The following is a 12,163-nucleotide window of genomic DNA, read 5'->3' as shown; positions in this document are numbered from 1 at the left end:
GTATTGCCCGTAGCCGTCGCCGAAATGTGCCCGCGCCGGCCGGCGGCCGCCGTTGCCGGCGCATTGGCAACGGCGGCCGCCGGCGCCCGCGGAATCAGCGCTTGCTGTGGAAGGCCTCGACGATCGAGGTGGGGATGCGGCCGCGTTCCGACACCTCGTAACCGTTCTTGTTGGCCCATTCCCGGATGGCCTGGTTCTGATCGCGGTTGGCCCGGCTGGGCGCCGGCGCGGCCCCCCGCGACGCGATCCGGGCGGTGCTGCTGCGGCCGATCCGGGACGCGGCGGCGAGATAGGGGTCGAGCGCCTTGCGCAGCTTGCCGGCGTTCTTCTCGGAAAGATCGATGGTGTAACTGACGCCGTCGATGCTGAATTCGACGGTGCGGTCCGCTTTGCTGCCGTCAATGTCGTCGGTCAGCAGGGTGACGATCTGCTTCGCCATGTGGTCGCTCCCGGATAAGCCTTTGGTGCGGCACCTGGTGACCGCCTCTATTGGCGATACCATAGCCGATATCGCCATGGTGCCGTCCGGCGCAGGGCGATAAACGAATCCGCGTTCTTGGTGTCGCCTATCCGTTACCGCGGCGTCGCGCATGGTTGTGCCGGCCGCCCTATCGGTGCGCTTGCGGCCGTTTTCGCGGCGGCGCCCGCCCCCGGTCCACCCGCGACCGGGGATTGCCGGTGTGTTTCTCATTGATGACAGCCGCTTGACAGGCTGCTTGTTACCGTTAACACTCTCGGCATTCTCCCGGTACCCACCCCCTGGATAGAGGCCTTCATGGTCGCCGAGCCCCGTCGTCGCGGCATCCGACTCCTGGCTAGCTGCTCCGCCCTGCTCATCGCCGCCGCGGCCCTCGTGGCGCCGGCCACCCCGGCCGCCGCCGCCGACGTGACCGACGGCCTCGTGCTGCGCTACGACCTGTCCGAGACCTCGGGCGCCACGGCGCCGGACACCTCCGGGCACGGCCGCGACGGGACCCTGCGCGGCGACGCGTCCTGGTCCGCCGACGGCGCCCTGGTGCTCGGCGGCGCGGACGGCTACGTGCAGCTGCCGGACCACGTGCTGGCCGGGCTCGGCCAGGTCACCGTGGCCGCCGACGTGCTCATCGACACCGCGCAGGCCACCCCGTACATGATCTGGGCGCTGGGCAACACCGACGCCGCCGGGGTGGGCAACGGCTACCTGATGGCCACCGGGGACGCGTACCGGACGGCGATCGCCGGCGGCAACTGGAGCACCGAGCAGACCGCCAAGGCGGCGTCGGCGCTGCCCCGGGGCGTCTGGGCGAGCATCGGCTACACGCTGGGCGCCGACGGGGTGGCCACCGAGTACCTCAACGGCGCGCCCGTGGCGTCGCGCACCGGCGTGACCCTCACCCCGGGCAGCATCGGGTCGGGCGTCACCACGGCCAACTACCTGGGCCGGTCGGTCTACACCGCCGACGCCCGCCTGCGCGGGAAGGTCCGCAACTTCCGGATCTACGACCGGGCGCTGAGCGCCGCCGAGGCCGCCGCGATCGCCATTCCCGGCGCGACCCGGGTGGCGGGGGACAGGGCGGCGCTGACCCTGGGTGACACGTCGGCGGTCACCGGCGACCTGAGCCTGCCGTACGCGGGCCCCACGTACGGCAGCACGATCGCGTGGTCCTCGGCCGACCCGGGCGTGATCACAGCCGCCGGCGCGGTCACGCGCCCGGCCGCCGACACCACCGTGACCCTGACCGCCACCCTCACCAGCGGCTCCGCCACTGCCACCAAGGCGTTCCCGGTCACCGTCAAGGCCGCGCCCGGGGCCGCGCAACAGGTCGAGGAGGCCCGCGCCGCGCTGACCGTGACCAACCTGGACGACGTCCGGGGCAACCTGACGCTGCCCGGCGCCGGCCTGCACGGCGCCGGCGTCGCGTGGGCCAGCGCCGACCCCGCCACCATCAGCGCCACCGGCGTCGTGCACCGGCCCGCGGCGGGCAGCCCGGCGAAGCGGGTCGCGCTCACCGCCACGATCAGCCTCGGCGACGTCAGCGCCGAGCGGACGCTCACCGCCACGGTCCCCGCGCTGCCCGCGCCCGCGCCGCTGAAGGGCTACGCCTTCGCCTACTTCACCGGCAACAGCGTCGCCGGGGAGAAGATCTCCTTCGCCGCGAGCCAGGGCAACAACGCGCTGCGCTGGACCGAGCTCAACGGCGGACAGCCGGTGCTCAGCTCCACGCTGGGCACCAAGGGCCTGCGCGACCCGTTCCTGATCCGCTCGCCGGAGGGCGACAAGTTCTTCCTCATCGCCACCGACCTGTCCATCGGCAGCGGCACCTCGTGGGACGACTCGCAACGCCGCGGCAGCCGGCACATCGAGGTCTGGGAGTCCACCGACCTGGTCCACTGGGGACCGCAGCGGCACGTGCTGGTCTCGCCGCCGACGGCCGGCAACACCTGGGCCCCCGAGGCGTTCTGGGACGACGCCCTCGGCCAGTACGTCGTCTTCTGGGCGTCCAAGCTCTACGCCGCGTCCGACCCGGGACACACCGGCGACACCTACAACCGGATGCTGTACGCCACGACCCGCGACTTCGTCACCTTCAGCGCGCCGCGGACCTGGCAGGACCGGGGCTCCTCGCGGATCGACAGCACGGTGATCAAGGACGGCGGGAAGTACCACCGCTTCACCAAGGACGAGGGCGCGGTCACCGGCTGCAGCGACATCATCCAGGAGCAGGCCGACTCGCTGGTCGCCGTCGACGACGTGGCCGACCCGGCGCACGACCCGGCCCACCCGGCGTGGCGGATCGTCGCCTCGTGCATCGGCCGGGCCGCCGGCACCTCCGCCGTCGAGGGCCCGACGGCGTTCAAGGCCAACCCCGGCGACGAGTCCGGCTCGCGCTACTACCTGTTCGTCGACGAGTACGGCGGCCGCGGCTACATCCCGCTCGGCACCGACGACCTCGACGCCCCGGCCTGGAAGGTCCCGGCCGGTTACGCCCTGCCGAAGAGCCCGCGCCACGGCACGGTCCTGCCGGTCACCCAGGCCGAGCTCGACCGGCTCTCCGGCGCGCCGCAACCGCTGCCGGCCACCGCCGACGGCCTGGTCGCCCGGTACGCGCTGGACCAGAGCGCCGGCACCACGGTCGCCGACTCCTCGGGCAACGGCAACCACGCCACCCTGGTCGGCGGGGCCACCTGGGGCAACGGCAGCCTGACCTTCGGCGGCGCCGACGGCCACGTGAAGCTGCCGGACAACCTCCTGGCCGGCATGCCGGCCCTGACGGTCTCCACCGACGTCTGGATCGATCCGGCCCAGCCGAAGCCCTACTTCCTCTGGGGAATGGGCAACACCGACAGCGGCGGCGCCGGCAACGGCTACGTGTTCAGCACCGGCGACAACTACCGCGCGGCCATCGCCCCGGGCAACTGGAGCACCGAACAGGGCGCGGCCACCGGCAGCGCGCTGCCCCGCGGCTCGTGGCGGACGCTCACCTACACCGTCGGCGGCGGCGCGGCGACGCTCTACCTCGACGGCCGGCAGGTCGCCCGCAACACGGCGGTGACCGTGACGCCCGGCTCCATCGGCAACGGCGTCACCAAGGCGAACTATTTGGGCCGCTCCGTCTACAGCGCGGACCGGTACTTCAAGGGCCGGATGCGCGACGTCCGGATCTACAACCGGGCCCTGACCGGCGACGAGGTGGCCCGGCTGGGCGCCAACGCCACCACGGTGTCCGCGGTGACGCTGGACAGCCTCAGGGCGCCGGCGCTGATCGACAGCGAGGCCGGCACCATCGTGCTGCCCGTCCGCCCCGGCACCGACCGCCGCAGTCTGCACCCGGTGTTCACCGTGGCCAGCACCTCCACCGTCACCGGCGCTGACGCCGGCGACTGGTCCGGGCCCCGGCGCATCACCGTCACGAGCGCGGCCGGCGCGACCCGGGACTACACGGTCACCACCCGGGTCATGCGCACGCCGGTGCTGCCCGGCCTCAACGCCGACCCGAACATCGTCCGCTTCGGCGACACCTACTACATCTACGCGACCACCGACGGCATCGCGGGCTGGGGCAGCACCACGTTCAAGGTGTGGTCGTCGACCGACCTGGCCACCTGGACCGAGCACGGCACGATCCTGGACCTGGCCGACGTGTCCTGGGCGCACACCAACGCCTGGGCCCCGGCGATCGCCTCGGCCGACGGCAAGTACTACTTCTACTTCTGCGCCGCGGGCAACATCGGGGTGGCCACCGCCGACTCGCCCCTCGGGCCGTTCACCGACTCCGGCGCGCCGCTGATCGACCGCGACGACTACGCCGGCGCCCAGCAGATCGACCCGGCCGTGTTCACCGACACCACCGGGCAGAGCTATCTGTACTGGGGCAACGGCCGGGCCTACGTGGCGCCGCTGAACCCGGACATGACCTCGATCGACGTCGCCCGCCGGCAGACCATCGGCGGGCTGACCGACTTCCGCGAGGGCCTGTTCATGAACGAGCGCAACGGCACCTACTACCTGAGCTACTCCGTCGACGACACCGGCAGCGAGAACTACCGGGTCGCCTACGCGACCGGCGCCACGCCGTACGGGCCGTTCACCGCCCGCGGCACCATCCTGGCCAAGGACCCGGCGCTCGGCATCCTGGGCACCGGGCACAGCTCGATCATCCAGGTGCCCGGCACCGACGACTGGTACATCGCGTACCACCGCTTCGCCGTCCCCGGCGGCGACGGCTTCCACCGCGAGACCACCATCGACCGGCTCTACTTCGACGCGGCCGGCGCGATCACCCCGGTGATCCCCACCCTGGAGGGCGCCGACCCGCTCACCTACACCGGCACCGCGCCGCGGGCGGCGATCTCCCGGCCCGGCGCCGACGGATGGTACGGCTCGGGCGCGACCCTCACCCTCGACGGCGGCGCCGGCAACAGCACGATCGAGTACGCCCTGGGCGACGGCGCCTGGACCACGTACACCGAGCCGGTGCCGCTGCCGGCCGGCGCGTACCCCCTGCGGCACCGGGCCCGGGGCGCGAACCTGATCCCGAGCCCGGTCACGTCCCTGGCCGTCCAGGTCGACCCCGAGCCGCCGATGTCCGCCGTCACCGTCACGGCCGTGAAGAAGACCTCCACCGTGACCCTCGGCGCCCGGGACACCGCCTCGGGGGTGGCCTCGATCAGCTACCGCGTCGACGCCGGGCCGTGGCAGCCGTACGCGAAGCCGTTCACCCTCACCGGCGTGCACAGCCTCGCGTTCTTCGCCACCGACCGGGCCGGCAACACCGAAAGCGTCCAGCAGGTCAGCGTGCCGCTGCGGCCGGACGTGACGCCACCGGCGGTCACCGCGACGACCGATCCGGTCCGGGCCACCGGCCGGCACGGCTGGTTCACCGGCCCGGTGGCGCTCGTGGTCACCGCCACCGACCCGTCCGGGATCGCCGGCCGCGAGTACCGGTTCGCCGGCGGCCGCTGGCAGCCCTACACCGGACCGGTCCCGCTCCCCGCCGGGGTGACGACCGTGAGCTACCGGGCCACCGACGACGCCGGCAACGTGTCGGCGCCGGGCACACTCACCGTCCGGCGCGACCCCCGGCCGCCGGCCACCGGCGCGTCGGTACGCGCCGGTCGCACGCGGGCCACGGTCACCCTGACCGCCCGGGACGGCGAATCCGGGGTGGCCCTGATCGCGTACCGCGTGGACCGGGGGGCCTGGCGGATGTACCGGGGGCCGGTCGAGATCCGCGGGAAGGGAGTGCACCGGGTGTCGTACCGGGCGCAGGACCGGGCGGGCAACGACAGCACGGTCCGGATCGTGCGGGTCCGGGTCCGCTGACCGTACGGCGCCGCCGCGGCTCCGAGCCGGCCGGTCAGAGGACCACCGGCACGCGCAGCACCACGCAGTCGGGATCGGTGGGGCGCACCAGCCGTTGTGCCTCGGCGGCGTCCTCGGCGGTGAGGAACACCCCCACGGGGAGCCGCTCGGCGTCGTGCCCCTTGGCGTAGAGCACGTGAACGGTGCGGTGCCGGTCCCGCCGGGCGCCGTCCGGAACGCCGTGCAGCACCGCGTGGGCCACCTCGGCGGGGGAGGCGACGGTCAGCCCGCCGCCCACCCCGCCCAGCGGCCCCGTGGGCCAGGCGGTGTCCTCGGGCGAGTAGCCGTGGAACAGGCTCTGCCGCATCCGGGGCAGCACGCCCTCGCGCGTGCCCACCGCGGTGGCGACGACGTAGCCCTCGACGCCCTGGCTGCGCAGGATGAAGGCGCGCGCGTCGCGGGCCCGGTAGCCGTAGGGGGAGATGCCCGCGTCGATCGCGGCGGCCTCCTCGCCGGTGGCGCAGGACACCACGAGCCCGCGGTAGCACTCCTGGACCCGGACGGCCTCGACCGGCTTGAAGAGGATCTCCACCACGGTCCCGCACGGTTCGCCGTCCGCGCCGTCGCGGGACGACAGCAGCAGCTGGCTGTGGCTCGCCGAGTAGGCCAGCAGCTGGAACGTCCGGTCGCTGCGGAAGAGCTCCGCGCCGGGAGCGAATTGGTCGGGCCGGTTGAGCCACACGTCCTTGAGCACGGCGCGACCCTCCCCGCGCCCCGGCCGCGCTGTCAAGCCGGCTTCGTACACTGGCGGCGATGACCGCCAGCGCCGACCACCCGATCGTCTTCCTCGACGTCGACGGCCCGCTGATCCCGTTCGGCGACGCCGGCCGGCGGTACCCCGCCGGCGATCCGGGGCCGGGCGCCCACCCGCTGCTGGCCCGGCTCGACCCGGCCGACGGGCCGCGGCTGCTCGCCCTGCCCGGCGCGCTGACCTGGGCCACGACGTGGTCGGAGCAGGCCAACGAGGTGATCGCGCCACGGCTGGGCCTGCCCCGGCTCCCGGTCGTCACCTGGCCCGACGACGAGGACGACCTGCCCGGCGGCCGGCACTGGAAGACCGCCGGGCTGGTGCGGTGGGCGGCGGGGCGGCCGTTCGCCTGGATCGACGACGAGATCACCGACGCGGACCGGCGCTGGGTGGCGGCCCACCACCGCGGCGGCGCCCTTCTGCGCCGGGTCGACCCGCGCACCGGCCTGGTGGGCGACGACTTCACCGCGGTGACGCGCTGGCTGATGCGGGCCCGGCGACCCCGCGCGGGTGACAGAGCCGGCCCGGCCGGCGTGTGCGAAAGCCGACCGGCTGGGTAAAGGGTGGTGTCAACATCAACGGGGCCGGCCGGTCCGGCCGGAGGTGAGGCTCGCGCATGGCCGGTGATCGGCGTTGATGTCGCCGGACGATCTGTTCGCCTCCGGCGGCGCCACCGGGCGGCTCATGGCCGGGCTCGACTGGGCCGGCACCGATCTGGGCCCGGTCGGCGGCTGGCCGCAGAGCCTGCGCGCCGCCGTCCGCATCGTGCTGTCCTCGCGGTATCCGATGCTGCTGCTCTGGGGCCCGCGCTTCACCCAGCTCTACAACGACGCCTACTCCGCGCTGATCGGCGACCAGCACCCGGCCGCGCTCGGCGGGGACGTGCGGGTCACCCTGGCCGACGCCTGGGACGTGCTGGAGCCGCTGATCCTCGACGCCATGGCGACCGGCGTGGCCAGCTGGGTGCCGTCCCTGCGGCTGCTGCTGGACCGGGCCGGCTACCGCGAGGAGGCCTACTTCAGCGTCTCGCACGCCCCGGCCCGCGACGACGACGGCCGTACCGTGGGCGTGCTCACCGTCTGCAGCGAGGTGACCGACCAGATCGTCGGGGAGCGGCGGCTGCGGCTGCTGCGGGATCTGGCGCTGCCGGCCGGGGCCGACGCCGGGGACGTGGCCGAGACCTGCGCCCGGCTCTGCGCGGTGCTCGGCGAGCACCCGTTGGACGTGCCGTTCGCCGCCGTCTACCTGCGCGACGGCGGTGCGCTGCGGCTGGCCGCCTGCGTGGGCGCCGACGCGGACGGCGACCCGGTCGAGGCGGCGCTGCCCGCCTCGCTGAGCCTGTCCGCGGCGGCCGGCGACCCGTACCCGGAAGGCGGGGATCCGTGGGGGCTGCGGACCGCCGCCTCGGGCCGGACCGCCCGGCTGGACGACGTCGGGGAGCGGCTGGCCGTGGCCGGCGGTCCCTGGGGTGACCCGGTCCGCGCCGCGGTGGCCCAGCCGCTGCCCTCGGCCGACCGGGAGCAGCCCGTCGGGGTGGTGCTGACCGGGATCAGCCCCAGCCGCGGCCTCGACGAGACGTACCGGTCCTTCCTGCAGCTGCTCGCCCAGCAGGTCGCCGTCGCGGTCCGCAACGCGCAGGCCTACCAGCAGGAACGCGAGCGCGCGGAGGCGCTGGCCGAGCTGGACCGGGTCAAGACCGGCTTCTTCACCAACGTCAGCCACGAGTTCCGCACCCCGCTCACGCTGATGCTCGGCCCGCTCGCCGACGCCCTGGCCGACCGGGGGGAGCCGCTGCCGCCCGGGCAGCGCGACCGGGTGGACACCGCCTGGCGCAACGCCGACCGGCTGCTCGGCCTGGTCAACGACCTGCTGACGTTCTCCAGCCTGGAGGCCGGCCGGGCCGGGCACGCGCCGCGCACCGTGGACCTGGCCACCTTCACCGCGGAGCTGGCCGGGGTGTTCCGCGCCGCGGTCGAGCGCGCCGGGCTGCGCCTGGTCGTGGACTGCCCGCCGCTGCCCCGGGCCGTCGCCGTCGACCCGGGCAACTGGGAGAAGATCGTCACGAATCTGCTCTCCAACGCGCTCAAGTTCACCTTCGTGGGGCAGATCCGGGTGGCCCTGGAGGCCGACGACGCGCAGATCCGGCTGCGGGTCACCGACTCCGGCATCGGGATCGACGCGGCGCAGCTGCCCCGGCTGTTCGACCGCTTCCACCGGGTGCAGGGGGTGCGGTCGCGCAGCCACGAGGGCACCGGCATCGGCCTGGCATTGGTCCGCGAGCTGAGCCGCCTGCAGGGCGGCGACGTGCACGTCGACAGCGTGCCGGGGGAGGGCACGACCTTCACCGTGACGCTGCCGTGGAGCGCCGTCGAGCCCGGGCCGGCGGCCGAGCCCGCGCCGGCCGGGGCCGGGTTCGCCACGGCCCGAGCGGCGGTCCGGGAGGCCGGCGGCTGGCCGGACGACGCCGCGACGCCGGCGGCCGCCCCGGCCGGCTCGCCGGCCGGGGCGCGGATCCTGGTGGCCGACGACAACAGCGACATGCGCGCCTATCTGGTACGCCTGCTCGCCGCGGACGGCTGGCACGTGGACGCGGTCGCCGACGGTCAGGCGGCCCTCGAGGCCATCGGCCGCAACCCGCCCGACCTGGTGCTGACCGACGTGATGATGCCCCGGCTGGACGGCTTCGGGCTGGTCCGGGCGCTCCGCCGGGAGCCGGCCACCGAGGGGCTGCCGGTCGTCATGCTGTCCGCCCGGGCCGGTCAGGAGGCCGGGGTGGAGGGTCTGCGGGCGGGCGCCGACGACTACGTGGTCAAGCCGTTCACCGCCGCCGAGCTCGTCGCCCGGGTCCGGGCCACCCTGCGGCTCGCCCGCCTGCGCGGCACGCACACCCGGCAGCTGCGGGCGCTCGCCGACACCACCGCGGTCATCGCCTCCGGCCGGGCGCTCGAGGAGGCCTTCCAGACCGTCACCGACCAGGCCCGGGCGCTGCTCGGCGGCGTACGGGCGGTCACCGAGCTGGACGGTGGGGCCGGCCGCGGCCCGCTGCGCTTCACCGCGGGCCCGCCGGACGCCGGGGCGGACACCCGGGAGCTGTCCGCGGTCATCCGGGCGGCGGACGGCGGCCGGCTCGGCGCGATCACCGTACGGGCCGGGGACGCGGGCCCGCCGGAGGACGACGCGCGGGCGCTGCTCGCCTCCATGGCGACCATGCTGGCCGCGCTGGCCCAGGGCACCTGGCCCCTGGACCACGGGCGACAGCTGGCGCCGGCCCTGCAGCAGAGCCTGCTGCCGCAGCACCTGCCGACCCCCGACGGCTGGGACGTGCAGGCGCGGTACCGCCCGGCGTCCGGCGATGCCGGCGGCCACTGGTACGACGTCGTCACCCTGCCCGGCGGCGACCTGCTGCTGGGCATCGGCGCGGTGGCCAGGCCGGGGCCGGGCGCGGCGGTGACCACCGGGCAGGTCCGCAACGCGGTCCGGGCGTACGCGGCCGGGGAGCCGGCCCCGGCGACCGTGCTGACCCGCGTCTCGACGCTGCTGTCCCGCCTGGCCGCGCCGTTCTCCGCCACCCTGTTGCTGGTGCGGCTGGCCCCGGCCACCGGGGCGCTGTCGTGGTGCAGCGCGGGCCATCCGGCGCCGGTGCGGTGTGCCCCGGGCGAGGAGCCGCGGCTGCTGACCGGAGCGGCCGGGCCGCCGCTGGGTGCCGCGGCGGCGACGTACGCGCAGAACGAGGAGACGCTGCCGGCCGGGGCCCAGCTGTTGCTGGTCACCGAGGGGCTGGTCGCCGGCCCGGGCCGGGCCCGCCTGCTGCGCCGCGCCGGGGAGCTGGCCGCGAACGGCGCCCCGACGGCCACGCTCGTCGAGGCGGTCGTGGCCGACGCCGCCGAGCCGCTGCCCGCCGACGTCGCGGCGATCGCCGTACGGCGCCGGGCGCTGCCCGCCGCGGCCGTCGTCGCCGAGCTGCCGGAGCTCGACCAGACCTGGGTCTACCCGCTGGCGCCGACGGCCTCGGCGGCGATGCGCCGGGACCTGCGGGCGGCGCTGGCCGGCCACCGCATCGACCCCGACGTGCTCGACGACCTGCAGGTGGCGGCCACCGAGGCGGTCAACAACGCGGTCGAGCACGCGCAGCGGCCCAGCCAGCCCGAGGTGGAGGTCCGGCTCCAGGTGGCGGACGGGCTGCTGCGGGTCGTCGTGCAGGACTTCGGCGGCTGGCGCGAGCGGCCGCCGGCGCGCGACCGGGGGCGCGGGGCGCTGCTGATGAACGCGTACGGGGACGTGCGGGTCGTCGCCACCGCGACCGGCACCCGGGTGACCATCGCCCGCCGGTGGGCCGCGCCGCCCGGCTAGATCGGCCGGCCCAGGTCCGTGATGATCCGGTCGATCTCGGCCAGGGCCGCGCCGGCGAGGCGCCGCTGGGCGGCCTCGGCGGCGGCGTCGGTCTCCTCGAGGTCGCCGAGCACGACGATGTTCTCGTCGTTGAGGGTGGTCGCCGGCCCGGTGTAGTTGAAGCTGCCGATGACGGTCAGCCGGGTGTCGATCACCATCAGCTTGTGGTGCACCTTGCGCAGCCCGGTGCCCGGCCGGTTCTCCCACAGCTGCACCCCGGCCGCCTTGAGCGGCTGGGTGGCGGCCCAGCGCTGGGCGCCCTGGCCGCGGTCCAGGATGCCCCGGATCGGCAGGGCGGGTCCGGCCAGCCGGGCCATGGCGTCGTCGATGCCGGAGGACTGGGCGAAGGTGAACATCGCGAAGTCGATGCGGGCCCGGGCCTTGAGCATCTGCTTCATGATCTCCATCTCGGGCCCGTGCCGGGGCGCGAACAGCGGCTTGACCCGCAGGCCGCCGAGCCGGAACTCCTCGGGCCGGGCCTCGTGGCGTTCGTGCAGCTCGCCGAAGGTGCCGCCGCGCATCCGGTCGAACTCGGCGCGGTACTGGTCGGTGGCCTGCTTGCCGCCCAGCACGACGACGTGGTTGAGGTTGTTGCCGGAGCGCCCGGCGCCGGTGGCGAGGTTGGTCCCGGTGTCGGTGGCGGTGAAGTTCGCCGAGCCGGTCAGCACCGCCGCGCCGGGCCGGCCGTGGTCGCGCACCACGAACTTCTGGTGGAAGATCGCCGGGTTCAGGTCGGTGATCACGTCGACGCCGGCCCGCAGGAACGCCGCGTGGATGACCCGGTTGACCTCGTTGTCCCCGGCCACCGCCCAGGGGTCGGCGGGCTTGCGGGGCTCGTGCAGGTAGCTCGCCTCGAGGATGATCTGCACGCGCACGCCGCGGGCCTGGGCGTCCAGGACGGCCCGCGCGACCGGCTCGGAGTCGATCTCCTGCACCGCGATCCGCAGGGACGTGGTGGCCGCGCCCAGGAAGTCCAGGATGACGGCCTGCAGGTCGTCGGGGGCGCCCAGCACCGGCGGTCCGGTGTAGAACGCGACATCACCCAGGTGGACAGCCATGGCGGCACCCTCATCTCGCCTCGGGCCGGCCCCCTCGCCCGCCCGCCCCGCTCCCACCATGACCCCGGGCGGGGCCCGATCCGCGGCCTCGGTCGCCAACCCGACTCGGCCGTGGGTCACCATGGT

General features: G+C 75.0%; 6 protein-coding genes. 3 read left to right on the top strand and 3 right to left on the bottom strand.

All coding sequences use genetic code 11. From position 1 onward, the window contains the following. Window positions 1–94 precede the first annotated feature (94 nt). Window positions 95–439, bottom strand: coding sequence for a histone-like nucleoid-structuring protein Lsr2 (locus Ani05nite_RS13205; RefSeq protein WP_203768297.1), 345 nt, complete (start codon window positions 437–439; stop codon window positions 95–97). A gap of 336 nt (window positions 440–775) precedes the next feature. Here Ani05nite_RS13205 and Ani05nite_RS13200 point away from each other — a divergent pair, with 336 nt between their 5' ends. Next, window positions 776–5,803 (top strand): family 43 glycosylhydrolase, encoded by a 5,028-nt coding sequence (locus Ani05nite_RS13200; protein WP_203768295.1) that lies wholly within the window; start codon window positions 776–778, stop codon window positions 5,801–5,803. Between the two features lie 34 nt (window positions 5,804–5,837). On the opposite strand, the gene Ani05nite_RS13195 is transcribed toward Ani05nite_RS13200, so the two are convergent. Continuing rightward, window positions 5,838–6,536: a hypothetical protein gene (locus Ani05nite_RS13195; RefSeq protein ID WP_203768294.1), complete on the bottom strand. Its 699-nt coding sequence runs from the start codon at window positions 6,534–6,536 to the stop codon at window positions 5,838–5,840. Window positions 6,537–6,595: 59 nt separating this feature from the next. On the opposite strand from Ani05nite_RS13195, the gene Ani05nite_RS13190 reads away from it, so the two are divergent. Both Ani05nite_RS13190 and Ani05nite_RS13185 read left to right on the top strand, forming a co-directional pair. Next, the gene (locus Ani05nite_RS13190) at window positions 6,596–7,150 is read left to right on the top strand and encodes an HAD domain-containing protein (RefSeq protein WP_239129836.1); all 555 of its coding nucleotides are present in this window, start codon (window positions 6,596–6,598) and stop codon (window positions 7,148–7,150) included. A 76-nt stretch (window positions 7,151–7,226) separates the two neighbouring features. Further along, entirely contained in the window at window positions 7,227–10,940 is a 3,714-nt protein-coding gene (locus Ani05nite_RS13185; protein WP_203768293.1) for an ATP-binding protein, read from the top strand. Here the strand turns inward: Ani05nite_RS13185 and Ani05nite_RS13180 are convergent. Continuing rightward, window positions 10,937–12,037 (bottom strand): phospholipase D-like domain-containing protein, encoded by a 1,101-nt coding sequence (locus Ani05nite_RS13180; RefSeq protein WP_203768292.1) that lies wholly within the window; start codon window positions 12,035–12,037, stop codon window positions 10,937–10,939. The two genes, Ani05nite_RS13185 and Ani05nite_RS13180, sit on opposite strands and share 4 nt — an antisense overlap. Between the last annotated feature and the right edge of the window lie 126 nt (window positions 12,038–12,163).

The organism is Actinoplanes nipponensis, from assembly GCF_016862275.1.
Taxonomy (GTDB): Bacteria; Actinomycetota; Actinomycetes; order Mycobacteriales; family Micromonosporaceae; genus Actinoplanes; species Actinoplanes nipponensis.
This window is presented reverse-complemented; position numbering and strand designations above follow the sequence as displayed.

Coding starts and splice junctions, on each gene's coding strand:
- Ani05nite_RS13205 (WP_203768297.1), bottom strand. CDS start 439: ATGGCGAAGCAGATCGTCACCCTGCTGACCGACGACATTGACGGCAGC.
- Ani05nite_RS13180 (WP_203768292.1), bottom strand. CDS start 12,037: ATGGCTGTCCACCTGGGTGATGTCGCGTTCTACACCGGACCGCCGGTG.
- Ani05nite_RS13185 (WP_203768293.1), top strand. CDS start 7,227: ATGTCGCCGGACGATCTGTTCGCCTCCGGCGGCGCCACCGGGCGGCTC.
- Ani05nite_RS13190 (WP_239129836.1), top strand. CDS start 6,596: ATGACCGCCAGCGCCGACCACCCGATCGTCTTCCTCGACGTCGACGGC.
- Ani05nite_RS13200 (WP_203768295.1), top strand. CDS start 776: ATGGTCGCCGAGCCCCGTCGTCGCGGCATCCGACTCCTGGCTAGCTGC.